Source organism: Campylobacter sp. CFSAN093249 (assembly GCF_011067895.1).
GTDB lineage: Bacteria > Campylobacterota > Campylobacteria > Campylobacterales > Campylobacteraceae > Campylobacter_D > Campylobacter_D jejuni.
This window is the reverse complement of the sequence record NZ_JAAMWM010000003.1, coordinates 1-23,048: the sequence shown is the minus strand read 5'-3', so window position 1 is coordinate 23,048 and position 23,048 is coordinate 1. Positions and strand designations below refer to the sequence as shown.

Genomic DNA, 23,048 nt, shown 5'->3' with positions numbered 1-23,048 from the left:
AATTTACTCCTCAAATAAAGTTTTTTCATAGTTTAGTTTTAAAGCACTATAACTTTTTGCACTTGCTATACGCCCTTTTGCAGTGCGTTCTATATAGCCATTAGCTAGTAAATAAGGCTCGATTACATCTTCTATGGTATTTTCATCTTCACTTAAAGCCGCAGCAATACTTGCAAGTCCGATAGGTTTTTGTTTGGCAGCGGTTAAAAGTTCAAGATATCTTAAATCCATCGCATCAAAACCAAGCTCATTAACTCCTAAAGAATTTAAGGCCTCATTAGCTCTTTTTTCTGTGATAATCTCTTCATCATTAACATCGGCAAAATCTCTAACTCTTTTTAAAAGCCTTAGAGCTATTCTAGGAGTTGAACGACTTCTTTTAGCGATCTCAAGTGCGGCTTTTTCTTCGCAAGTTTTATTAAGTTTTAAAGCTGCTTTTTGCAAGATTAGGGCAAGTTCGCTATCTTTGTAAAATTCTAATCTAAATTGCATACCAAAACGATCGCGTAAAGGATTGCTAAGCATACCTGCACGCGTTGTAGCCCCTATAAGAGTAAATTTTGGTAAATCGATTTTTATGGTTTGAGCAGCTGGACCACTACCTATGATAATATCAAGGCGGTAATCCTCCATTGCAGGGTAAAGCACTTCTTCGATAGCAGGACTTAAGCGATGAATTTCATCGATAAAAAGTATATCTCCTTCGCTAAGATTGGTTAAAATAGCGGCTAAATCTCCGCTTTTTTCTATCATAGGAGCGGCGGTTGTTTTGATATTTGCACCCATTTCATAGGAGATGATATTAGCTAGTGTTGTTTTTCCAAGTCCTGCAGGACCACTAAAAAGTATATGATCTAAACATTCATTGCGTTTTTTGGCTGCAGCTATAAAGATATTTAAATTTTTTTTAATGCTTTCTTGACCTATATAACCATCAAAATTTGAAGGACGCAACGAAGTTTCGTAAGTTTCATCAAAGGAGTATTTTTCTATTTCTACTATTCTATCCATATCTTTGCTTATATTTTGGAAAAATTAAAATAAGATTTTAGCTAAAATTTGCTAGAATTTACATTAAACTTTAATGATTATGGTTTAAAAATGGGAATTTTAACAAAATTAGAATTAGATTATGAAATTGACGATATAGAAAAATTTTTACAATTTTTTAGAACCATGTGCGATAGGTTTGAACCTTTAATCATCAAGCTTGGAAGCGATAGCGTGCGTTATAAAGAAGCCATAAAAGAGCTTGAAACTTTAGCACACAATACCGCTTGGGCAGCAAGACGCTTAAATCTTGAAGAAGTGACTGATTTTTGTGTATTTTGTGAAGAGATGATGGCGCAAGCAAATCGCTTTAATGGGCCTGCTAGTGATGAATTTACGGATTGGATGCTTTTGATGAGTGATCAGTTTGAAAAATATTGTCGTTCATATGAAAATGATGATTCTGTTTTAGCGGTTTTTAATCCTTTAATTGTTAATGTTCCAAATATTATTTCTAAATAAGGGAGCGACTTGGCTTCGACAGGAGTAAGTCTGCTTAGATGGCATGTCGCTTTGGGCAAAGCGTAAAAAGCCCAAATAAAATTAAACGCAAACAACGTTAAATTCGCTCCTGCTTACGCTAAAGCTGCGTAAGTTCAGTTGAGCCTGAAATTTAAGTCATACTATCTAGCTTAATTTTCGGTCATCTTTGATAGTGTAGCCTTGCGTTTGACAAGCGTTGAGGTGAAATAAAGTCTTAGCCTTGCTTTTGAGTTTTGGAAGATGAGCGAAGTAGGGTGAAGTAGTCATCTTTGCTAAGCATGTAGAGGTCTTTGTGGGATTATTTTTGGACAGGGGTTCGATTCCCCTCGCTTCCACCATCACGCTAATTTTAAGTAAATCATAAGTTTATTTCAAATTTTTAGAATTTTTTATATGAAGTTAAGATCGATTTATTACCCTTAAAACTTTGATATATTAAGTTTTATAATTTTTCATTAAAAATTTATAGTTTTATTTTTAAGCTTATTTTTAGGGGGTATAATTTTCCTTCAGTTTAAATTTATTGAAGGAGAAACTTATGAAGAAAAATGCTTCGAGCAAGATATTGCTAAGCTTAGGTGTAGCAACTTTGCTTTATTCAGGTGCTTTTGCGCAAGAAATCAATCTTACAGAGTCTTCAGATATAGGAAATTATTTTGAAGAAAATGGTAAGGATATCAATCTCAAAAATCCTGATAATTACAAAGGGCAAGATTTAAGTATCAAAATGAGTGTTTGGGATTTACCAAACGATGATTATGATAGCGCTGATTATCGATTTAACATTGGTATCGGCAAAAACAATACTTTAAGCTTTAAACACAATAATAGCGAACATCCTGCTTATGTAACAAATCTAAACGCTACTGCTAAAGAGGTTAAAACAACAGATATAGTTTTACAAGCTTTTGCACCTTCGGTGATTAATGGAGATTTAACTATGACTAGTTCATTAGATGAAGCCATTACCGAGGATGAAAAAAGGCTCGGGTATAATTCTTTATAATGGAACAGTTGAAGGAAAAAGTGCTAATGGTAGTTTAACTATAAATGGAAATTTTACTGCCGATAAAACTCTTTTTGCTACTTATGGAAATTTTGTTAAGGTAAATGGAGCTGCAAATCTTACAAATTCAAATTTTGGACTTATGAAACGCTCTTATACAGACTTAGAAGCAAATAATGTAGTAATAGTTCAAGCTAAAGATTTTAACAAAGATATCTTAGAAGAAAAATCAAATAATAACGCGGGTGCATTACTTTTAAAATTCGCAAGTGATTATATCTCAACCGATGTTCAAGGCAAAGATCCTTTGGAAGCAGGAACTATAATAGATATTAGCGATGAAGATAAATACGGCGATGGAGAAAAAGGCTTAGTAGATTATAAACTTAGCGTTCAAAACTGCGGTGGCAATAAATGCTTAGTGATCAATGGAGGTGTTACTGCAGCGGCTAAAGATAAGCTAGTTCAACTTCAAGTAGATATAGATACTATCGATAAATTGCTTGAAAATGAATTTGATTCCGATCAAGATGAAGAATGGGCAAAAGCCAAAGAAGCTCTTGAAAAACAAAAAACTGAACTTCAAACAATGTTAGAAGAAGCTGAGAAAAACGGCGGTAAAATCGATGATGAAAAATACATTGATTTAGTAAATAAAAATTCAAATTGAAATCTTAACTCTAATGATAAAGCTTCTATCCTAGCACTTCGTTCTATCACAGAACAATTAGGAAGTATAGGAGCAGATTTAGCAAGTAGAGAAGGTGTAAAACTAGCTTTAGATATCAAAAAAGATACAGACAATACAGGTAAATCTGTATCTAATCTAAATTCAGCTTCTAGTGCAGTAAATACCACTATGAATATTTCTAATGATGTTTCTATAGGTTCTCGTGTAGCAATGTTAAACAATCCTTTTGGAACTTATGCTTCTAAAATGAATGGCCTTAAATTTGCTGCTTTAGATAGCGATATGAGACCAAGCTATGTAAATGAATATACCAATAGTGTTTGGGCTAATGCTTTTGGTGGTGCTAACATTATCGATGGAGATAGTGGTGCAATGTATGGTGCTACTATAGGTGTAGATAAACAAGCTAATGATGATGTTTTATGGGGTGTTTATTTTACTTATACAAATGCTAAAATCAAAGACAATAATCTAGAACAAAAAAGTGATAACTTCCAATTAGGTATGTATTCTACTATCAATATAGCTCCACAATGGGAACTTAATCTTAAAGCTTATGCTCAAGTTTCTCCAACTAAACAAGACAATGTTCAAATAGATGGTGCATATAACTCAGATTATACAAGTAAATTCTTAGGACTTAGTGCTAATGCAGGTCGTGTGTTTGACTTTAGTGATAATACTTTATTTATTAAACCTTTTGCGGGAGTATTATTATTTTAGTTATACTCCATCTCATACAGAAAATGGTGCTATTGCTAAAGATATTGATTCTATGAAAAACAATTCTGTAAGTATTGAAGTGGGTGCTGAATTTAGAAAATATATGAATGAAAACTCTTATATTTTTGTAACTCCAAAAATAGAACAATTTGTTATCAATAGTGGTGATGATTACACAGCTAACCTAGCTGTAAATAATGCTTTCTTTCTAGTGTAGAAGCTAACAACAAGAAAAAAACATACGGACAAATTATCGTAGGGGGTAATGTAGATTTTACAAATCAACTCAGTATGAATCTTGGCTTTGGTGCTAAACAAATACTAGCAGGTAAAGTAGATAATAAAAATGAAACTTACTTAAGTGGTCAAGTAGGACTTAAGTATAAATTTTAATCTTAAAAATCATTTCTAAATCTTTTTATAGTTTAGAAATGATTGTTTATTTCTATGGGAAATCTCCTAGGGCTTTATCTTAAAGCCCTTTTTTATAACAAACAAGTAAATAAGTCTTTAGACTAAAAAACCCTAAAAACTTTTAGTTTTCTTTGAAAAGTTTGGAAGCTAAGTGCGTTGCACGACTTTGATCTGTATCTTTTTTAAGTGTTTTATAAATTTTACTTACATATTCTTCTAAGGTTTGTTGAGAATCTATGATTTTTTCAGAAGAAGGAATTTTTTCATATTCTCCATTATTTTTAAGCTTATAAGCTAAAACATTATCACTAAGTTGCAAGCGTAAAAATTGAGCTAATTTAGCTTTGCTTCTTTCATCATATATAGGAGTCATAAGTTCTAAACGGCGTTCTAAATTTCTTGGCATCCAATCTGCACTCGATATAAAATAATTTGGCTCACTATGTTTAAAATAAAATACTCTAGCATGTTCTAAGTATTTTCCTATGATGCTTCTAACGCGTATGTTTTTGCTGTATTCTTCATCAGGTTTTAAGCAACAAATTCCGCGTATGATAAGATCGATTTGCACTCCTTCCATACTTGCTTCATAAAGCGCTTGTATGATATCACTATCCACAAGAGAATTCATTTTAGCTACAATCACACCTTCATTTTTCTTGCTTGTTTCAATGCGTATCATTTCTAAAACTTTTTCTTTGATTTGATTTGGGCTCATTGAAAGAGTTTGAAGGCGACGATTTTTACTAAAGCCCGATAAGATGTGGAAAAAGCTTGTCGTATCTCTTGCAAATTCTGCTTTGCTTGTAAAATAACTCACATCAGTATAGATTTTAGCACTGCTTGCATTATAATTTCCTGTGCTTAAATGCATATAAAATTTAAGTTTATCTCCTTGTTTGCGTATGACTTGAGAAACCTTAGCGTGGACTTTAAAACCTGTAATGCCATAAATAACATGAGCTCCGGCATTTTCTAAAGCTTTCGCCCAATGAAGATTATTTTCTTCATCAAAGCGTGCTTTTAATTCTACCATCACAGTTACTTGTTTTCCATCACTTGCAGCATCAATTAAAGCTTGAACTATATTGGAATTTTTTTCAACTCTATAAAGTGTCATTCTTATGGAAATTACTTCAGGATCTTTGCTTGCTTCTTTGATAAATTTATAAACTGGATCAAAACTTTCAAAAGGTTGTATGATGAGTATATCTTCTTTTTCTACAGCGTCAAAAATAGATAAATTTTCATCAAAAGGTGGTAAAGTTTTAGGCGTGTAAAGTGGGCTTAAAAGATGCGTAAAGGTTTTATTTCCTGCGATTTGCCAAAGGCTAGGGAGATTGAGTAAAATAGAATATTCATAAACATCTTTATGAAAAATTTTCATGTGAGTATTAAGAAATTCTACGATTTGCTCATCTGCATCTTTTTGAATTTGCAATCTTACAAAAGCTCCTTTTCTGCGAAGTTTTAAGCCTTGTTCTAAAATCATCATAAAATCATCAGCTTCTTCCTCTTCTATTACCATATCTGCATTTCTAGTCACTCTAAATGCTGCTGAAGCTAAGAGTTTATAGCCTGGAAAAATTTCTTCTGCGTGTTGATGGACTATACTTTCTATAGGAACATAAATATTTGCACTTACTTCATAAAAACGAGGTAAAACTCTTGGAATTCTAATCATTCCAAATTTTACAAGTTCAGGATGCGCTTTATCGCAAATTTTAACCGCTAGTGAAAAAGATAAGTTGTTTAAATGCGGAAAAGGGTGAGTAGCATCAACAGCTATTGGAACAATAACAGGAAAAATATTGGAGAAAAAATACTCATCACATTTTTGTTTTAAATTTTCATCTAAATTCTCATAATGTTTTATGAAAAGATTTTCTTTTTCTAATTCACTTGTGATTTCATTAAAATAACGCTCCAAAAGCTCTTTTTCTTGGTGTAAGTATTTGCGTATGGCTTTTAATTGTTGCAACGGTGTCATTTCATCGCTACTGCTTGCATTAACTCCAGCTGAAAAAAGTTGTTTTAAGCCTGCGACGCGTATCATATAAAATTCATCTAAATTAGTGCAATATATAGCTATAAATTTTAATTTTTCTAACAAGGGTAAATTTTTAGAACATTGGTCTAAAACACGAGAATTAAAGCGAAGCCAAGAAAGTTCGCGATTGATAAACATATCAGGACTTGTTTGCATTAATTTTTCCTTTTTTAGTTGTATTTTATCATTTATTTTGAAATTATTGAATAAAAGTTTTAAATTTTTTAGGTTAATTAAGAGTAAATATATCTTTAAAATTATATTAAATTCATCTATGTTAAAATTAAAAAATTTATTTCTGGGAAATTCTGTGACATTGTTGTTTCATTGAAGATTTTAAGAAATGATAATTTTAAGGAGGAAAATTTTGAAGAAAACTTCGAATCTTTTTACTATTTTTCTTGTTTTGCTTTTTGTTTTCTTTGCGGTTGGGTTTTATACTTTTTATAACGCTAAGGGCACATCTTATTTAAGCAATGCAAGTGAATCTTGTAATAACTGCCATATTATGAATGAAGTTTATAACGAATACATGGCAGGACCACACTCTCAAAAAGTCAAAGGCGAACCAAGAGCAACTTGTGTGGATTGTCATTTGCCACATAATTTTGTAGCTAAGTGGATAGCTAAAGCGCAAAGTGGTTTAGGACATGCTTATGCTTTTACTTTTAAACTTGATAAGTTGCCTACAAATTTGAGTGCGACTGAAAAAAGCAGAAAAATGGTGCAAGAAAACTGCATACGCTGTCATGCAGATTTTGCTCAAACAGCTATCAATGCTACAACAAATCCACATGCAGACAAGTCATTAAATTGTGCTTCTTGTCATAAAGATGTTGGACATAAACACGGAATTTAATAAGGAGAAGATGAATGAAAAAAAATATTTTACGCTTGGGTATTGTTGTTTTGGTTTTACTTATAGTGGGAGTTTTATGGCTAAATAATGATATCAATCAAAAAAAAGAAGATGAAGCAAATAAAAATGCCATTGCAGCAAATGCTGATTTTTCTTTGCTTAGTGATGATGATCCAAATTTTGAAAAATGGGGTAAGGTTTTTCCAGAGCAGCTAAAAATGTATTTAACAGTTGAAAAAGAAGAGCCTAAAGCTACTGAATTTGGTGGTAATTTAGCTTATTCAAAATTAATTCGCTTTCCTCAATTAACCATACTTTGGGCAGGATATCCTTTTAGTCTTGATTTCAATGAAGAAAGAGGGCATTTTTGGGTTCAAGTAGATCAAATGAAAACAGCAAGAAACAACAAAGATTTTCTTAATGCTCACGGCCTTGCTGCTTTTAAAGGCCAGCCCGCAGCTTGTATGAATTGTCATAGTGGATGGACTCCATGGCTTATAAAAAATGTTGCTAAAGGAGATTTTACTGCTTTTAACTCTACAAATTATTGGACTATGATTAAAAATATCCCAGCCGTTGATGGTATAGTGGAAAATTCACCTGAACATGCAGGTCCACATGGTGGTAAAAGAATGGGTGTAACTTGTGCAGATTGTCACAATCCAAATGATATGAGTTTAAGACTTACTCGTCCAGCAGCTATTAATGCTTTAGTTTCTAGAGGATATGAAAAAGATCCAGTGCAAGGCGTAAAAGCTACAAGAGAAGAAATGAGAACTTTAGTTTGCTCTCAATGCCATGTTGAATACTATTTTAAACCAACAGGGGAAAAAGTAAAAGTAATGGGTGAAACTATTGTAGATGATAGTTCTAAAAAATGGTGGAATGGAACTCAGAAAAATTATGATGAGTATGAATTTTGGAGAGATGGTAATAAAGCTAAAGAGATTGAAACCGATGGTATAGTTTTAACTTTTCCTTGGAGTGAGTGGAAAAAAGGGCAACCATTTAGAATTGAAATGTTAGATGATTATTATGATAAAGTTCGTGGAGTATTTGGAGCTGATTTTATTCATAAATTAACAGGGGCACAAATTATTAAAATTCAACACCCAGAAAGTGAACTTTATAGTGGCGGTGTGCATGCTGTAAATGGAGTAAGTTGCGTGGATTGTCATATGCCTTATGTTAGAGAAGGGGCTAAAAAGGTTACTCAACACAATATCACCTCTCCTTTAAGAGATATTAACTCTGCTTGCAAGTCTTGTCATAAACAAAGCGAAGATTATTTAAAAGCTCAAGTGCTTGACATACAAAATAGCGTTGCGCATGATCAAAGAACGGCAGAGTATGCAATTGTTAGTTTGATTATGGATACTAAAAAATTACGCGATGAACTAGGCAATATGGAAAAATTCCAAAGCGATGGAAAAGCTGATGCGAAAAAAATTAGCGAAGAGCTAAAAGAAGTTTTAGAACTTCATCGTAAAGCTCAAATGAGAGCAGATTTTGTTAATGCTGAAAACTCAACTGGTTTTCATAATCCTCGCGAAGCTTCAAGAATGTTATTGCAAGCTGTTGATATGGCAAGAATGGGACAAACTAAACTTGTAGAAATTGCAGCGGCAAATGGAATTAAAGATTTTAAAACTTCAAATTTAGGTTTTGAAGATATTCAAAAATTTAATCCAGGAGAGCTTTATTATAAAGTAGATGTTAATAATCATAAAGCTGGAGAGCGTTACTATGCAGATGAAAAAGATGTTAATGGCAATCCTCCAAAAGAACTTTTAGAGCATGATAAAGAGCTTGCTCCTTATAATTATCAAGTGATTGATAAAAAATAATTCTTAAGCCCTATAATCATAGGGCTTTTTCTTTTCTTTGTTTTAAAAAATATAAACTTTTTATTTAAAATTCACTTTTGCTTCACTTTGTTTTGTCAAAATATCACAAATTTTGATAATCAAAAAGGAGTTAAAATGATCAATAAAAATAAATTGTTTAGACAGGTTCATATCTATCTTAGTTTGTTCTTTTTGCCTTGTGCTTTGCTTTTTGCTTTAACGGGTATAGCGTATATTTTTGGTATTAATCAAGATGTGGGCTTAAAAGTTGAGCAGTATCAATTGTCAAAAGTTATAGAAAGTGGTAAAGAAAGAGAAGCTTTAATAGAGTTTTTAAAAACAAATGGTTTAAAAGTACCATCTAATACAGATATCATTAAAAGTAAAGATAAAGGTATAACAATAGGTGGAACTCATTATAGTGCTAATATAACTCAAAAATCTACTAATGAATACAATATTACCTTAAAAACAAGATCTTTACTTGGCGATATGATTATGCTTCATAAAGATAAGGGTGCTTGGTATTTTTCTGTGCTTAGTGTAGGCTTTGGTATTACTTTATTTATGCTTTATATTTCAGGGCTTATGATTACTTTGTTTGCAAATAAAAAAGATAGAAGTAAGCAATTTGCAGTTCTTGGAGTAGGGGTTGTTGTAACTTTGCTTTTGGCTTATCTTAGCCTTTGATTTTTCCTAGCTTTTTAAGCTAGGTATTATTTATTTTTTTGTATAATCATACTTTACTTTATTGGACAGATGGGTGAGTGGCTGAAACCACACCCCTGCTAAGGGTGCAGATCTTAACGGGTCTCGAGGGTTCAAATCCCTCTCTGTCCGCCACTAAAACTTTCTTGAAAATCCCAAGTATTTTATTAAGTATCGAAGCAAGAGACTAGCCCTTGCGAAGTTATATTATTTTACAGCGTTTTTGATTTCTAAAATCATAGTTTTTAAAGACTCTAGTCCATTTCCACTTGCTAAATACCAGTATTCTGGATCAAGATAGATGATTTTTTTGTTTTGTGCTGCTTTGGTTTTAGCGACAAGCACATTATCGAGTATGCCTTGAGCGCGTTCTTTGTTGCCTACGATGACATTTCTATCAACAACAAAAATATAATCAGGATTTTTTTCTAATATAAATTCAGAGTTGATACTTTTTCCGTGTGTGCCTACTTTTATATTCTCGTCTACTGCATTAATCCCTAAAACATCGTGAATAATCCCAAAGCGAGATTGAGGACCAAAGGCTGAAATTTTGTTAGAATTTGTAAGAATGATAAGAGCTTTTTTATCTTCATCAACTATACTTTTGGCTTTTTCAATTTCATTTTTAATATCTGAAATTTTTTCTAAAGCTTCTTTTTCTAAACCATAAAGTTTTGCAACGCTTAAGACATTGTTTTCAAAAGAGCTTAAAAAATTTGCATTATCAAGACCTACAAATAAAGTTGGAGCTATTTCTTTTAACTTATCATAAAATTTACTTTGGCGTCCAGAAATGATGATAAGATCAGGTTTTAAAGCATCAATGGCTTCAAAATTAACTTGTTGTACTCCACCTACACTAGGTTTGTTTTTAAATTGTTGTAGGTATTTTGGTAAATTTTTAGCAGGAACGCCAACGACTTTATCATTTAATTTTAAAGCATCAAAAGTATCTAAAATTCCAAGATCTAAGATCGCTACCTTAGAAGGATTTTTAGGGATTTTATTTTCTCCTAGACTATCCTTCACTAAAAAACTATCACCCTCATCGCTCATACTAATAGGCAAAACTTTCACCGTAGCAGTGTTGGTTTTTGTTGTAGAACTTGCGTTGTTTTCATTTGAGTTTGAATTACAAGCTGTTAAGATTAGACTTAAAAAAAATGCAAAAAATGCAAAAACTAAAGATTTTTTCATATTTTCTCCTTTTTAAAAATAAATACAAATTTTCTTACCATTAATTTGACTTACGGGTATATCCATATCATAAATTTGTTTTAAATTTTCTTGATTGATGATTTCATCTTTTGAGCCTTGTTTTAAAAGCTTCCCATCTTTTAAGGCTATGATTTCATCAGAATAAATCGAAGCAAAATTAATATCATGTAATACAACAGCTATACTTTTGTTAAAGTCTTTGACTAAATTTTTCATTAGTTGCATGATTTGTACGCTATGCTTCATATCAAGATTGTTCAAAGGTTCATCAAACATTATAAATTCAGTATTCTGAGCGATGATCATGGCTATAAAAGCTCTTTGCTTTTGTCCCCCGCTTAATGTATCTAAAAATTCATTTCTTAAGTTGTTAAGTTCCATGTATTCTAAAGCTTCATTGATTTTGATTTTATCGTTTGTATTAAGTCTTCCTTGAGAATGCGGAAAACGCCCAAAAGCGACTAATTCTTCAACTTTTAATCTTAAATTGATATTGTTTTGTTGCTTGAGAATGGAAATTTTTTGTGCTAAGATTTGCTCTTTATAATTTTTTAAATTCATTCCATCGATATAAATTTCTCCACTACTAGGTTTTATCAAACGACTTGCTAGAGCTAAAAGAGTGGATTTTCCAGCGCCATTGGCTCCTATTATAGAAGTGATTTTGCCTTTATGAAAATCAAGGCTAAGATCTGAAATAATGACTTTATTATCATAAAATTTGGTGATATTTTTTAGTTTAATCATAATTTATTACCCTTTAATACAAGATAGATAAAATATATCCCACCTAAGAAATTAATAACCACGCTTATAGTGGCATTATAATCAAAAACTCTAGAGACAAAAAACACCCCTCCAAGTAAAGCCAAAATACTAATAAGTATACAAGCGCTTAGCAAAATACTATGCTTTGCAGTTTTAAATAGCTCATAAGTGATATTTACCACCAAAAGCCCTAAAAAGGTTATAGGACCTACAAGTGCGGTGCTAATAGAAGTTAAAATAGCTATAATAATCATTAATTGTTTTGAAATTTTTTGATAATTTATCCCTAAATTTATCGCTAAATCTTTGCCTAAATTTAAAGGATCTAAAAATTTCATATAGCGAAAAATCCATATAAAACTTAAAAAGCTAATAATATAAGCAAGAATTAAAACATCAAAAGCAATATTATCAAAACTAGCAAACATTCTTCCTTGTATTACCATGAATTCATCAGGGTCGATTAGCACTTCAAAAAAAGAGCTTAAAGTGCTAAAAAGTGTCCCAAAAACTAAGCCTAAAAGCATGATAAGATAAATACTTCTATCGCTACTAAATAAAATTTTATAAAGTCCTAGTGAAAAAACCACCATACAAACTAGAGTGATTAAAAAATTGATATCGTTTTTATAAACACTTAAATTAGCTGCACCAAAAGAAAAGATAAGAGCACTTTGAAGTAACATATATAAAGAATCTAATCCTATGATGGCAGGGGTTAGAATTTTGTTATTGCATAAAGTTTGAAAGATTACTGTTGAAACAGCGATACAAATAGCTACTATGATAATAGCTGCAATTTGTAAAAAACGACTTTTTAAGGCATACTCATCAAAGCCATTTAAATCCACAAGTATAAAAATCCCTATCATACCAAGTGTTAAAAAGCTTAAAATCAGCATTTTTTTACGCATAAGCTTTCCTTTTTAGCAAAAGAAAGATAAAGATTAAAGATCCTAAAACACCTGTAGTGATACTTAAAGGCATTTCAAAAGGAAAGATGACAAGTCTTGAAATGATATCGCAAACAAGTAAAAACAAAGCTCCACAAAGTGCTATATAGATAAGATTTTTTCTAAGATTATCACCTAGATAAAGAGCTACTAAATTTGGGATAATTAGCCCTAAAAAAGGGATAATTCCAACGCTTACAATCACTAAGCTAGTGATAATGCTTACAATCATCAAGCCTAAAAATAATATCCCATTATAAGAAATTCCAAGATTTAAAGCTATATCTTCGCCCATGCCAACTATGGTGATTTTATGAGCTAAAAAATAAGCAAGTATAAAAAGTGGTAAAGAAATGTAGAGCAATTCATAATTTCCCTGCATAACATTTGCCATACTGCCTTGTAGCCAACCTTGGATATTTTGTATATAATTTAAAGCATAGGCAAAAAAAGTGGTTATAGCACTAATAATACCTCCAAACATCAAGCCTATCAAAGGTACAAAAATCACATCTTTGAGTTTGATTTTTCTTAAAATTTGGATAAATATAAAAGAACCCAAAAGTGCAAATATAGAAGCAATGATAGCTTGAGTGAAAAAAGACGCTCCAGCAAAAAATATTAAAGAAATAAGTATGCCAAATTTAGCACAATCCATAGTTCCTGCTGTAGTTGGAGAAACGAATTTATTTTGCGTGAGTTGTTGCATGATAAGCCCACATATACTAAGACTCATTCCTGTGAGTAAAATTGCTATAAGTCTAGGAATTCTTGTGAGAGTTATGATTTCTAGTTGAGTGGAGTTAAGATTAAGAATATCTTTTACATTGATACTGATAACTCCTATAAATAAACTTATCATTCCAAAGAATAAAAGTAAAGCTATAAGCACTTTTAAACTCAATATATGCTTAAAAAACAAATCTTTCCTTATAGTAATAATAATTATCAAAAATGAAATTGTAATGAAATTTGTTTTAAGAAATGATAAAACTACAAAGGATATTTTAGTAAGAAATCAAAAATCCAGTGGAAAGTCTTTGCAAGTGTTTGTTATAGTCTATAAGGCTTTCTCCATAGCCATTAAAGTATTGTAAATACCAATAAATTCCGTTATTAAAAATATCATATCCTAGATCAACTTGTATAGCGCCTTTGTTATTGTGGAATTTAAGATTATTTCTTAGCATAAGATTGATAAAATAATCATCACCTAAATACGCTAAATTCACATCAAAATTTCCCATATAATGCAAGATGGCAGGATTATCATCATCTTTTTTGTTTTCAGGAATTCTATACCAAAGGCGTGGAACAAATAAAAATTTATTATATAAAATAGCAGTAGATACATAAATTCTATTCCATGAGCGAGATTGTAAATTCTCATCTCCCTTGCCATTGCTTTCATGCAATATACCTACGCGTAGATTGTTAAAAAATTCATAATCTTTAAGATATAAAGGAAGATCTATAAAAAATTCTGGTTGATAGTTGGTTTCTCTAAAAGGAGAAGAATGCTCATAAATTTGCCACCAAGAAGTTTGAGTATAGGCTATATAATATTTTTCATCTAGTCCTAGTAAATTTTCAAAAAGTCTTTTTTTAACACTAAGTTGGAATTTCGCCTCACTCTTATTATTATTTACTCCTAAAGAATTAAAACTATAAGCAAAAGGTAAAAAATAATTCATCTTATAAGAGCTAATGCCAAGGGGATTAAAGCTTTCATTTTCACCAAGATAATTAGCCAAAGCTAAGCGAGAAAAGTCTTGTTTTTCTTCTTTTTTTATAGTGATAGAATTTTGCATTTGTGTTGCTTCACTTGAGTTATTTTGTTCTTGAGAAATCAAAACAGATGAATTTTTTAAAGCGAGTTTTTTGTAAATTTCCATAGCTTTTTTATAATCGCCTTGTTTTTCATACTCTAAAGCTTGTTGTAAATCACTAGCCCATATAAAAACGCATAAGCTTAAAAATAAAGCAATTTTTCTCATTTTAACTTGCTTTTAAATTTTTCATATTCTTCATAAAAATTAAGATTTAAAAAAGCATCTTCATCTTCAAATTCTACAATTTTGGTTTTAATCTCAGAAAATAAAAGTCCTATTTTTTGTTCATTTTTTTCTAAGAAATTTTTACAAGTTTGAGCTAAAGAGCTGTGATAAAAGCCACATAAGGGATGTTTATGCAAAGGGGTTTTTGCTATGATTATTTTATAGTTTTGTTCTAAAAAAGGAAGCATTTTTAAAAGTTCATTTTCACCTACTTTAGGACTATCTACACTTAAAACAAAAACAAATTCATTTTTAAAATTTGAAAGTATAGAGTAAAGCGCAAGCATAGGAGAGTAAACTTCAAATTCTAAAGAATCTTTTATCAAGCTAAAATGGTTTTCAAATTTGTCTTCTTTCGCACTCACATAGACATTTTTAAAAATTTTAGAAAATTTATCTACTTGAAATTGAGTTAAATTTTGATTTTTAAGAATCAATTTGCTTTTATCTTGTCCCATACGGCTAGATTTACCACCACATAAAATCACGCAATTTAGCTCATTAAGCTGCACAAATTTCCTTTTTAATGTAATTCTACCACAAAATTCGCCAAAATATTTTATAATTTCTTTTATGAAATACACAGAACTTTTACAATTACAAACTTTTTTTTCTCAGTTTAAAAAAATCGATTTTATCAAGCGTATCAATGACAATATTTTGGAATTAAGCTTTGATAGAGAAAGATTTATTTTTGATCTTACTCGTGCAATGAGTGCGATTTATACAGCTAAATTTAATGCAAAAAATTATAATGCACCTTTTGATTTTATGCTTAAAAAGTATTTTAGCAATGCTTTTATAAAGGAAGTTAAAGTCCTTGAAGGCAATCGTATTTTATGTTTTAGTGTAAAAGCTAATAAGGCTTATAAAAGCTATGAGAGCAAAATTTATTTTGAATTTACGGGTAAAAATACCAATGTTATTCTTACAGATGAAAAAGATTTGATCATAGAGGCTTTAAGACACATTGATAAAAGTTATCGTGTTGTAAAACCTAATGTGATTTTAGAGTCTTTAAAGCCTTATAAAATGGATGAAAATTTTGAGGAAATTAAAGACTTTGCAGATTATTTTTCTCGCAAATTTACAAGCATTTATGAGAGTAAAATCAAACAAATAAAAAATTTAAAACTTGCACAAGTGGATAAAAAAATACAAAATTTACAAGAACTTTTTTCTAGTTTAGATGAAGAAAATTCTTTACTCTTAAAAGCTTTAGAATACAGAAAAAGGGCTGATGTATTGTTTGCAAATTTGAGTGTTTTAAAAGATTATGAAAGGGAGTTTAAGCTTGATGATTTTGAAGGCAAAGAGCTTGAATTTAAGCTTGAATTTAATCCTAAGCAAAGCGCTAATTTATATTATAAAAATGCTAAAAAATTAGAACAAAAAGCTAAAAATTTAAACATACAAAGACAAAATTTAAAAGAAAAGTTAGATTTTACCTTGAGTTTGAAAGAATTATTGCTTCAAGCTAAGAGTGAGATAGAGCTTGAAATTTTACTACCTAAAAAAAATAGCAAAAAAAATCAAGATCATAAGCAAGAAGATCTTGTGGCAAATTTTTATTTTAACGAGTTTAAAATTTGCGTGGGTAAAAATGAAAAAGGCAATGAATTTTTACTTAAAAATGCTAAAAAAGATGATTTGTGGCTTCATGTAAGGGATATTCCTAGCGCACATGCTTTGATTGTATCAAACAAGCAAAAAATCAGCCTCGATGTGATAGAATTTGCTGCAAGGTTTTGTGTAAGCTTTTCTAAGTTAAAGAAAGGTTCGTATTGGGTCGATTATACCTTAAAAAATTTTGTCAAGGTTCAGCAAAAGGCGTTTGTAAATTATACAAATTTTAAAAGTATTAATATCACAAAGGATTAAAATGCCAGTTAGCCCTTTAGGAAATATCAATTATATAAATCAGAATATGGCTTATCCAGCTACACAAGCAAGCAATGAGCTTGCAAAAGAAGGTTTTGCAGCTACGCTAAATATGGCTGAATTTAATGAAAAAGAAAAAACTTTAAACAAGCTTGAGAAAGTCAATGAGACTCATGAAATCAAAGAAGAGATCAAAGAAAAAGCCGAACAAGAAGAAAAAAAGAAAAAACACAATCAAGAAGCTAAAACCAGCGATGATGAGAAAAATGAAGAAGATGAGTCTAAAGATCCAAATTTTAAAGACGCACAAAGCATTCATCGCTTAGATATTAGTATATAAGGAAAAATATGTTTAATACAACTAGAATTATTTCAGCTCTTGTGATGATAGGGGCTATTATTATTATCGCGTTGATTGATCAATTTTTTATCAATTTTATCGTTTTTGCGGTTTTATTGTATCTATCTTTTAGTGAAGCAAAAAAACTTTTTGCTTTAGAAAATATCTCTATTATCCCTTTGGCTATAGCTTTTATTTTGGGAAGTTTATCGCATAAAGCTTTGCTTTTTGGGATTTTAGCTTTGTTATTAGTCGTTGGATATTTGGTTTATAAAAAGGCTTCCTTAAAACCAGCTCTTATTTATATTTATCCTGGTTTGCCTATTTTAGCACTTTGGCAAGTGTATTTAGATCAGGGTATGTTTGCACTTTTTTGGCTTATCATTATCGTTGCAGCTTGTGATAGTGGGGCGTATTTTATCGGAAAACTTATGGGTAAAACTCCTTTTTCTCCAACAAGTCCAAACAAAACCTTAGAAGGTGTTATAGGTGGCTTGATTTGTGCGAGTGTTATTGGAACTATTTTGGGAGTTTTTGTTTATAGTTTTTGGCTTTCTTTGCTTTGTTCGTTTTTTGTAGCGATTTTTGCAGTGATTGGAGATTTGCTTGAGAGTTATTTTAAAAGAGAAGCAGGTGTAAAAGATAGTGGAGATCTTATCCCTGGTCATGGGGGCGTGCTCGATAGGATCGATGCGGTGATCATTGCTGCTTTTGTGATGGTTGCTCTTTTATGATACTTTTTGGAAGTACGGGCAGTATAGGAGTAAATGCTCTTAAACTTGCTGCTTTAAAAAACATTCCCATTTCTGCTTTAGCTTGTGGGGATAACATCGCTCTTTTAAATGAGCAAATCGCAAGGTTTAAACCTAAATTTGTTGCCATAAAAGATTCAAAAAATAAGCATTTAGTTAAACACGATAGAGTTTTTATAGGGCAAGAAGGTTTAGAGCAAATTTTAACAGAATGTCAAGATAAGCTTTTACTCAATGCCATTGTAGGTTTTGCAGGACTTAAAAGCACTTTAAAGGCTAAAGAGCTTGGCAAAAACATAGCTTTAGCTAACAAAGAAAGTCTTGTAGTAGCTGGGAGTTTTTTGAAAGGCGCTAAATTTTTACCCGTTGATAGTGAGCATGCAGCTTTAAAATTTTTACTCGAAGGTAAAAAAAATATAGCAAAACTTTATATCACAGCAAGCGGCGGAGCTTTTTATAAGTATAAAATCAAAGATTTAAATCAAGTCAGTCTCAAAGATGCTTTAAAACATCCTAATTGGAACATGGGAGCAAAGATCACTATAGATAGTGCGACTATGGCAAATAAGCTTTTTGAGATTATAGAGGCTTATCATTTATATGATTTTAAAGAAATTGATGCTTTAATAGAACCAAGATCTTTAGTGCATGCAATGTGTGAATTTAAAAATGGAGCTAGCACGGCGTATTTTTCAAAAGCAGATATGAAACTAGCTATTTCAGATGCTATATTTGAAAAACAAGATACGCCTATTTTAGAGGCTGTTGATTTTAGTAAAATGCCTGCTTTAAAATTTCATCCAATCAGCACAAAAAAATATCCTATTTTTAAGCTTAAAAATACATTTTTAAAAGAGCCAAATTTAGGTGTTATCATCAATGCTGCTAATGAAGTTGGTGTTTATAATTTTTTAGAAAATAAAAGTGGATTTTTAGACATTGCTAAATGCATTTTTAAAGCCCTTGATCATTTTGGAGTACCTAAAATTTCAAGCATAGAAGAAGTTTTTGAGTATGATTTTAAAACAAGAGAGTATTTAAGGAGTTAAAATGAAATTTTTTTTAACAATTTTATTTTTTATAACAAGCATTTTTGCTTTAGAGCTAGACTTTAGCGTAGGAGAAAATGGAAAAAGTCTAGATGATAATAATACAGTTTTAATTTTTGGTGGAATTCAAGGCGATGAGCCTGGTGGATTTCATGCGGCAAGTTTGCTTTTGAGTGATTATAATATCACTAAGGGTAAGATTATAGTGGCTCCAAATTTAGCTTTTGATAGCATTATCAAGCGTTCTCGTGGGAATAATGGGGATTTAAACCGTAAATTTGCAAACATTAGCCCAAAAGATCCTGATTATAAAACCGTTCAACGCATTAAAGAGCTTATTTTACTTCCTGAAGTTAGTATGGTGATCAATCTTCACGATGGTTGGGGTTTTTATAAACCCACTTATATCGATGCGATGCAAAATCCTAAGCGTTGGGGAAATTCAAGCGTGATTGATACAAGCGAAATCAATGCAAGCAAATACCCTGATCTTGAAAATATCGCCACTCAAACCGTAAATAGTGTCAATTCTTCGCTTGCTGATCCAAAGCATGCTTATCATCTTAAAAACACCAAAACCCAAGAGCTTGGCGATACGGAAATGCTTAAAGCTTTAACTTATTTTGTGATTTCAAATCACAAAGCCGCTTTTGCAAATGAAGCAAGTAAAAATCTGCCTGTAAATTTAAGAGCTTATTATCATCTTTTGGCAATTGAAAATTATTTAAAAACTGCAGGAATTGAATTTAGCAGAGATTTCGAACTCACTCCGCAAGGAGTTGATAAAGCCATAAATAAAGAGCTTGAAGTAAAACTTTTTGATGATAGAATTTTACTTTCTTTAAAAAATCCAAGAAAGGTTATCAACTATGTGCCTTTTCCGGTAAATAAAGAGTTAAATTATAACACAAGCAATGAACTTACGGCTGTTATCGCAGAAGGAAATTCTTTTTATATCCAGTATGGCAATCGTTTTCAAACAAGATTATATCCTGAGTATTTAGAATTTAGCGATGCTTTTAATGAAGTAACTTTTCAAGTTGATGGCAATGAAACCACAGTTCCTTTTGGAACCAAGGTAAAAGTAAAAGAGAATTTTCTTATTCCAAAGATAGCTAATGTGCGCGTAAATATCATAGGTTTTGATCATGGAAAAGATGAAAGTGGTATTTTAGTTCATAAAAAAAATATGCAAACACAATACTCTTTAGACATGGCAGGTAAAATTTATAGAGTGGAATTTTATGAGTTAAGAGGGGCGAATTTGCAACAACTTTTAGAGGCAAATATCAATAGCAAGTTGATCAAAAACGCTAAAAATTTGGATTTAAATACTCTTAAAATGGCAAGATCAAAAGATAAATTCTTAGGTTCTATTTTAGTGGAATTTGAATGAAAAATCTTATCCTAGCTATAGAAAGTTCTTGTGATGATAGTTCTATAGCTATCATTGATAAAAATACCTTAGAATGTAAATTTCATAAAAAAATTTCCCAAGAATTAGATCATAGCATCTATGGGGGAGTGGTACCTGAACTTGCTGCAAGACTTCATATCGAGGCTTTGCCAAAGATACTTAAGCAATGCAAAGAGCATTTTAAAAATCTTTGTGCCATAGCTGTGACAAATGAACCTGGGCTTAGCGTTTCTTTGCTCAGTGGAATTTCTATGGCAAAAACCTTAGCAAGTGCTCTAAATTTACCCTTAATCCCTATAAATCATCTTAAAGGTCATATTTATAGTCTTTTTTTAGAAGAAAAAATTTCTTTAGATATGGGAATTTTACTTGTTAGTGGTGGGCATACTATGGTGCTTTATCTTAAAGATGATGCAAACTTAGAGCTTTTAGCAAGTACAAATGATGATAGCTTTGGAGAAAGTTTTGATAAAGTGGCTAAAATGATGAATTTAGGTTATCCTGGTGGGGTCATCATAGAAAATTTAGCAAAAAACGCCAAACTTAAAAATATCTCTTTTAACATACCTTTAAAGCATTCTAAAGAACTCGCTTATAGTTTTTCAGGACTTAAAAATGCAGTGCGTTTGGAAATTTTAAAGCATGAAAATTTAAGCGATGATATAAAAGCAGAAATAGCTTATGCCTTTGAAAATACAGCTTGTGATCATATCATGGATAAATTAGAAAAAATTTTTAATCTTTATAAATTTAAAAATTTTGGCGTTGTAGGAGGAGCTAGTGCAAATCTTAACTTGCGTTCGCGTTTGCAAAATTTATGTCAAAAATATAATGCAAATTTAAAACTAGCTCCTTTAAAATTCTGCTCTGATAATGCTTTGATGATAGCAAGAGCTGCGGTTGATGCTTATGAAAAAAAGGAATTTGTAAGCATAGAAGAAGATATTTTAAGCCCTAAAAATAAAAATTTTTCAAGGATATAGATGAAAAAAGCTTTTACTATATTAGAACTTGTTTTTGTGATTGTTATTTTAGGAATTTTAGCCGCTATTGCTTTACCAAAAATGAGTTCAAGCAAGGATGAAGCTGAAGTTAGTAAGTCTTTAAACAACCTTAAAACTTTGATTAATGATATAAGCATTTATACTTTAAAAAATGATCATTTAAGCTCTATAAAAACGATGAGTAATGTAAGTGGGGTTGAAAATGTCGATCTTGGCAATTTTAATGGCACAAAAGAAGTAAATTTTCGCGTAGGCGATGATAAAGAATGCTTAAAACTTGTTTTTATAAATAAAGCTGATTTTATACTCATGGGAATTTCAAGCAATGAAGCAAGTAAAAATGCTATCATTAACGCAGCCAATCAAAGCCATGAAGATTTAGAAAATATAGACTTTACAAGCTCTTCTAGTAATAAAGCTTGCGTGATCTTAAGTAAGAATGAAAATTTTAAAAACCTAGCGAGTAAAACTTATCTTTTAATAGGGGGAATGTAATGATAGTGAGTAAAACTTATGAGATTGACTCTTGTGATGATGTAGAACTTGATATAAAAAGAGAATCAAAGCTTGAATTTAAGCTTTGTTTTGATGATGAAAAAGAAATAAAAGCTTTAGTGTTTATCATCCCTGGGCTTGGTGGAGATGTGGATGAAAATTACCGTGAACACTTAGCTGAATTTGTAGCAGGCGAATTTAATGTGGCTGTAGTAAGTGTGAATTATCATTGTATAGGTAATCGCCCGCAAACTGGATCAAGCTTTTTTATGGATGATATAGACAAACTTATTTTAAAAACAAGTTGTGAAGCTTTAAATATACAAGTTAATTTAGATAAGTTAAATTCTTTAGAAGAATTAAGCTCAACACTCAAAGAAGTTGATCACATCTTAGAAGAACAAAAAAACCAAAAATTAATTAATCCAAATTTTAAATTAAGCATTCATCTAAGTTTGCAACCAACAAAAAACGAATATCAAAATTTTGGAGTAATGCAGGCGCAAGATTTGTTAAATGCAGCTCTTTATCTTAAGGCTCATGCACCTTTTGATACTATGGGGGGGGGTATACCCGTTATCATGATAGGTAGTTCTCATGGAGGATATTTGGCTCATTTAGCAGCTAAATTTGCACCTTGGCTTATAAATGGAGTGATAGATAATTCTAGTTATGCTAAGTTTCTTTGGCGTCTTATAGGTTTTGGCAAGGAAATTGATTTTACAAAATACTATTGTTTTGGAACGGGTATCTTTTTTAAACATATCCATATTTATTGTTCAGATAAAACTTTTTGGACGAGCAATTCGAGCTCAAATAACTTTTTTTCCATACCAAGGAGAATGATAAGATATATATTAGAGCTAAATCATATAGAAAATCAAGCAAATTATCCAAAACCTTATTATGTAAGCTACCATTCTTTTTATGATAAGGAAATAGCTCCACCTGATGAGAAATTAGAACTTTATAAATATTTAAAACAATTTGATTTTGATGCCGAGCTTCATATGATAAAAAATCCAGATCAAATTGATGGTAAATTTATCAAAAGTTTAGATCATGGTATGGGAATGTCTATAAAAACTTTGATTTCCAAAGAACTTCCTTGTATACTTGAAAAAGTTTTATCTGAATCTGATTCTAAAAAAGAATGGAAAAACAAAAGCATAAGCTACCCTTGTGATGGCTTGGTGTATCGTTTTAGTGAAAAAAACAATAAAATCAATTTAGATATCACAGAGACTTAAGGAAATCCGCATGACCATACTAGAAAAAAA

At 31.0% G+C, this 23,048-nt stretch carries 24 protein-coding genes, 1 tRNA gene and 1 other RNA gene; 18 read left to right on the top strand and 8 right to left on the bottom strand.

The window, feature by feature from the left end:
* Positions 1 to 3: 3 nt before the first annotated feature.
* Positions 4 to 1,011, bottom strand: a complete 1,008-nt coding sequence (gene ruvB / locus FBF10_RS02020; RefSeq protein WP_002859650.1) for a Holliday junction branch migration DNA helicase RuvB — start codon at positions 1,009 to 1,011, stop codon at positions 4 to 6.
* Positions 1,012 to 1,101: 90 nt separating this feature from the next.
* Between ruvB and FBF10_RS02015 the strand changes: the two genes are divergently transcribed.
* The 6 genes from FBF10_RS02015 (at position 1,102) to FBF10_RS08855 (ending at position 4,170) form a co-directional block, all read left to right on the top strand.
* Positions 1,102 to 1,512 carry a hypothetical protein gene (locus FBF10_RS02015; protein ID WP_002783915.1) on the top strand — a complete coding sequence of 137 codons (411 nt, stop codon included), beginning with the start codon at positions 1,102 to 1,104 and terminating at the stop codon, positions 1,510 to 1,512.
* Positions 1,513 to 1,871, top strand: a transfer-messenger RNA (tmRNA) gene (ssrA, locus tag FBF10_RS02010). It begins immediately after the preceding gene.
* 200 nt (positions 1,872 to 2,071) lie between these two features.
* On the top strand, positions 2,072 to 2,539 hold the full coding sequence (locus FBF10_RS08870) for a hypothetical protein (RefSeq protein ID WP_002860417.1): 468 nt from the start codon (positions 2,072 to 2,074) through the stop codon (positions 2,537 to 2,539).
* Positions 2,508 to 3,209 (top strand): toxin, encoded by a 702-nt coding sequence (locus tag FBF10_RS08865; protein WP_100621194.1) that lies wholly within the window; start codon positions 2,508 to 2,510, stop codon positions 3,207 to 3,209. The genes FBF10_RS08870 and FBF10_RS08865 overlap by 32 nt, the downstream gene beginning before the upstream one ends.
* 189 nt (positions 3,210 to 3,398) lie before the next feature.
* Positions 3,399 to 3,953 (top strand): autotransporter outer membrane beta-barrel domain-containing protein, encoded by a 555-nt coding sequence (locus FBF10_RS08860; protein WP_002859646.1) that lies wholly within the window; start codon positions 3,399 to 3,401, stop codon positions 3,951 to 3,953.
* The gene (locus FBF10_RS08855) at positions 3,895 to 4,170 is read left to right on the top strand and encodes a hypothetical protein (protein WP_278184494.1); all 276 of its coding nucleotides are present in this window, start codon (positions 3,895 to 3,897) and stop codon (positions 4,168 to 4,170) included. Before FBF10_RS08860 ends, FBF10_RS08855 begins: the two co-directional genes overlap by 59 nt.
* A gap of 318 nt (positions 4,171 to 4,488) precedes the next feature.
* On the opposite strand, the gene FBF10_RS02000 is transcribed toward FBF10_RS08855, so the two are convergent.
* Positions 4,489 to 6,597 carry an RNA degradosome polyphosphate kinase gene (locus tag FBF10_RS02000; protein ID WP_223209795.1) on the bottom strand — a complete coding sequence of 703 codons (2,109 nt, stop codon included), beginning with the start codon at positions 6,595 to 6,597 and terminating at the stop codon, positions 4,489 to 4,491.
* 163 nt (positions 6,598 to 6,760) lie between these two features.
* Here FBF10_RS02000 and nrfH point away from each other — a divergent pair, with 163 nt between their 5' ends.
* From nrfH to FBF10_RS01980, 4 genes are all read left to right on the top strand, one after another.
* Complete coding sequence (gene nrfH, locus FBF10_RS01995) at positions 6,761 to 7,276, top strand: cytochrome c nitrite reductase small subunit (RefSeq protein ID WP_050552387.1); 516 nt, start codon at positions 6,761 to 6,763, stop codon at positions 7,274 to 7,276.
* Positions 7,277 to 7,290: 14 nt separating this feature from the next.
* Positions 7,291 to 9,123, top strand: a complete 1,833-nt coding sequence (locus tag FBF10_RS01990; protein ID WP_002884168.1) for an ammonia-forming cytochrome c nitrite reductase subunit c552 — start codon at positions 7,291 to 7,293, stop codon at positions 9,121 to 9,123.
* Positions 9,124 to 9,258: 135 nt separating this feature from the next.
* Positions 9,259 to 9,813: a membrane protein gene (locus FBF10_RS01985; protein WP_002884169.1), complete on the top strand. Its 555-nt coding sequence runs from the start codon at positions 9,259 to 9,261 to the stop codon at positions 9,811 to 9,813.
* Positions 9,814 to 9,876: 63 nt separating this feature from the next.
* Positions 9,877 to 9,966 (top strand) — tRNA-Ser (locus FBF10_RS01980).
* Between the two features lie 72 nt (positions 9,967 to 10,038).
* On the opposite strand, the gene ceuB is transcribed toward FBF10_RS01980, so the two are convergent.
* From ceuB to FBF10_RS01950, 6 genes are all read right to left on the bottom strand, one after another.
* On the bottom strand, positions 10,039 to 11,031 hold the full coding sequence (gene ceuB, locus FBF10_RS01975; protein ID WP_002884171.1) for an enterochelin ABC transporter substrate-binding protein CeuB: 993 nt from the start codon (positions 11,029 to 11,031) through the stop codon (positions 10,039 to 10,041).
* Between the two features lie 12 nt (positions 11,032 to 11,043).
* Positions 11,044 to 11,799 carry an ABC transporter ATP-binding protein gene (locus FBF10_RS01970; protein ID WP_002884173.1) on the bottom strand — a complete coding sequence of 252 codons (756 nt, stop codon included), beginning with the start codon at positions 11,797 to 11,799 and terminating at the stop codon, positions 11,044 to 11,046.
* On the bottom strand, positions 11,796 to 12,734 hold the full coding sequence (locus FBF10_RS01965; RefSeq protein ID WP_002884174.1) for an iron chelate uptake ABC transporter family permease subunit: 939 nt from the start codon (positions 12,732 to 12,734) through the stop codon (positions 11,796 to 11,798). The genes FBF10_RS01970 and FBF10_RS01965 overlap by 4 nt, the downstream gene beginning before the upstream one ends.
* Positions 12,727 to 13,695, bottom strand: coding sequence for an ABC transporter permease (locus FBF10_RS01960; RefSeq protein WP_020247096.1), 969 nt, complete (start codon positions 13,693 to 13,695; stop codon positions 12,727 to 12,729). Before FBF10_RS01960 ends, FBF10_RS01965 begins: the two co-directional genes overlap by 8 nt.
* An 85-nt stretch (positions 13,696 to 13,780) precedes the next feature.
* Positions 13,781 to 14,770: a phospholipase A gene (locus FBF10_RS01955; RefSeq protein WP_002860788.1), complete on the bottom strand. Its 990-nt coding sequence runs from the start codon at positions 14,768 to 14,770 to the stop codon at positions 13,781 to 13,783.
* On the bottom strand, positions 14,767 to 15,342 hold the full coding sequence (locus tag FBF10_RS01950) for a molybdenum cofactor guanylyltransferase (RefSeq protein WP_002884175.1): 576 nt from the start codon (positions 15,340 to 15,342) through the stop codon (positions 14,767 to 14,769). The genes FBF10_RS01955 and FBF10_RS01950 overlap by 4 nt, the downstream gene beginning before the upstream one ends.
* Positions 15,343 to 15,403: 61 nt before the next feature.
* On the opposite strand from FBF10_RS01950, the gene FBF10_RS01945 reads away from it, so the two are divergent.
* Genes FBF10_RS01945 through FBF10_RS01910 form a run of 8 tightly spaced genes read left to right on the top strand, consistent with a single transcriptional unit; the run spans position 15,404 to position 23,018 of the window.
* A complete protein-coding gene (locus tag FBF10_RS01945) occupies positions 15,404 to 16,711 on the top strand; it encodes an NFACT family protein (protein ID WP_002888101.1) in 1,308 nt (435 codons plus the stop codon).
* A 1-nt stretch (position 16,712) separates the two neighbouring features.
* Positions 16,713 to 17,051 (top strand): hypothetical protein, encoded by a 339-nt coding sequence (locus tag FBF10_RS01940; RefSeq protein ID WP_002852397.1) that lies wholly within the window; start codon positions 16,713 to 16,715, stop codon positions 17,049 to 17,051.
* 8 nt (positions 17,052 to 17,059) lie between these two features.
* Positions 17,060 to 17,785 (top strand): phosphatidate cytidylyltransferase, encoded by a 726-nt coding sequence (locus tag FBF10_RS01935; RefSeq protein ID WP_002888102.1) that lies wholly within the window; start codon positions 17,060 to 17,062, stop codon positions 17,783 to 17,785.
* Positions 17,782 to 18,852 (top strand): 1-deoxy-D-xylulose-5-phosphate reductoisomerase, encoded by a 1,071-nt coding sequence (gene dxr, locus FBF10_RS01930; protein ID WP_002867315.1) that lies wholly within the window; start codon positions 17,782 to 17,784, stop codon positions 18,850 to 18,852. The genes FBF10_RS01935 and dxr overlap by 4 nt, the downstream gene beginning before the upstream one ends.
* A gap of 1 nt (position 18,853) precedes the next feature.
* The gene (locus tag FBF10_RS01925) at positions 18,854 to 20,248 is read left to right on the top strand and encodes a M99 family carboxypeptidase catalytic domain-containing protein (RefSeq protein ID WP_002888103.1); all 1,395 of its coding nucleotides are present in this window, start codon (positions 18,854 to 18,856) and stop codon (positions 20,246 to 20,248) included.
* Positions 20,245 to 21,252 carry a tRNA (adenosine(37)-N6)-threonylcarbamoyltransferase complex transferase subunit TsaD gene (tsaD, locus tag FBF10_RS01920; protein WP_002868457.1) on the top strand — a complete coding sequence of 336 codons (1,008 nt, stop codon included), beginning with the start codon at positions 20,245 to 20,247 and terminating at the stop codon, positions 21,250 to 21,252. Before FBF10_RS01925 ends, tsaD begins: the two co-directional genes overlap by 4 nt.
* Positions 21,253 to 21,768, top strand: a complete 516-nt coding sequence (locus FBF10_RS01915; protein WP_002888104.1) for a prepilin-type N-terminal cleavage/methylation domain-containing protein — start codon at positions 21,253 to 21,255, stop codon at positions 21,766 to 21,768.
* Positions 21,768 to 23,018: a DUF2920 family protein gene (locus tag FBF10_RS01910; protein WP_002888105.1), complete on the top strand. Its 1,251-nt coding sequence runs from the start codon at positions 21,768 to 21,770 to the stop codon at positions 23,016 to 23,018. Before FBF10_RS01915 ends, FBF10_RS01910 begins: the two co-directional genes overlap by 1 nt.
* Positions 23,019 to 23,048: the final 30 nt, after the last annotated feature.

Bases quoted from the DNA above. Each gene is read 5' to 3' on its own strand.
- FBF10_RS01955 (WP_002860788.1), bottom strand. From the start codon at position 14,770: ATGAGAAAAATTGCTTTATTTTTAAGCTTATGCGTTTTTATATGGGCT.
- tsaD (WP_002868457.1), top strand. From the start codon at position 20,245: ATGAAAAATCTTATCCTAGCTATAGAAAGTTCTTGTGATGATAGTTCT.
- FBF10_RS01925 (WP_002888103.1), top strand. From the start codon at position 18,854: ATGAAATTTTTTTTAACAATTTTATTTTTTATAACAAGCATTTTTGCT.
- FBF10_RS08865 (WP_100621194.1), top strand. From the start codon at position 2,508: ATGAAAAAAGGCTCGGGTATAATTCTTTATAATGGAACAGTTGAAGGA.
- FBF10_RS01940 (WP_002852397.1), top strand. From the start codon at position 16,713: ATGCCAGTTAGCCCTTTAGGAAATATCAATTATATAAATCAGAATATG.
- FBF10_RS01915 (WP_002888104.1), top strand. From the start codon at position 21,253: ATGAAAAAAGCTTTTACTATATTAGAACTTGTTTTTGTGATTGTTATT.
- FBF10_RS01990 (WP_002884168.1), top strand. From the start codon at position 7,291: ATGAAAAAAAATATTTTACGCTTGGGTATTGTTGTTTTGGTTTTACTT.
- FBF10_RS01970 (WP_002884173.1), bottom strand. From the start codon at position 11,799: ATGATTAAACTAAAAAATATCACCAAATTTTATGATAATAAAGTCATT.
- FBF10_RS08860 (WP_002859646.1), top strand. From the start codon at position 3,399: ATGAATATTTCTAATGATGTTTCTATAGGTTCTCGTGTAGCAATGTTA.
- FBF10_RS01935 (WP_002888102.1), top strand. From the start codon at position 17,060: ATGTTTAATACAACTAGAATTATTTCAGCTCTTGTGATGATAGGGGCT.
- FBF10_RS01910 (WP_002888105.1), top strand. From the start codon at position 21,768: ATGATAGTGAGTAAAACTTATGAGATTGACTCTTGTGATGATGTAGAA.
- FBF10_RS08870 (WP_002860417.1), top strand. From the start codon at position 2,072: ATGAAGAAAAATGCTTCGAGCAAGATATTGCTAAGCTTAGGTGTAGCA.
- FBF10_RS01965 (WP_002884174.1), bottom strand. From the start codon at position 12,734: ATGCGTAAAAAAATGCTGATTTTAAGCTTTTTAACACTTGGTATGATA.
- nrfH (WP_050552387.1), top strand. From the start codon at position 6,761: ATGATAATTTTAAGGAGGAAAATTTTGAAGAAAACTTCGAATCTTTTT.
- ruvB (WP_002859650.1), bottom strand. From the start codon at position 1,011: ATGGATAGAATAGTAGAAATAGAAAAATACTCCTTTGATGAAACTTAC.
- FBF10_RS01985 (WP_002884169.1), top strand. From the start codon at position 9,259: ATGATCAATAAAAATAAATTGTTTAGACAGGTTCATATCTATCTTAGT.
- FBF10_RS02015 (WP_002783915.1), top strand. From the start codon at position 1,102: ATGGGAATTTTAACAAAATTAGAATTAGATTATGAAATTGACGATATA.
- dxr (WP_002867315.1), top strand. From the start codon at position 17,782: ATGATACTTTTTGGAAGTACGGGCAGTATAGGAGTAAATGCTCTTAAA.
- ceuB (WP_002884171.1), bottom strand. From the start codon at position 11,031: ATGAAAAAATCTTTAGTTTTTGCATTTTTTGCATTTTTTTTAAGTCTA.
- FBF10_RS01945 (WP_002888101.1), top strand. From the start codon at position 15,404: ATGAAATACACAGAACTTTTACAATTACAAACTTTTTTTTCTCAGTTT.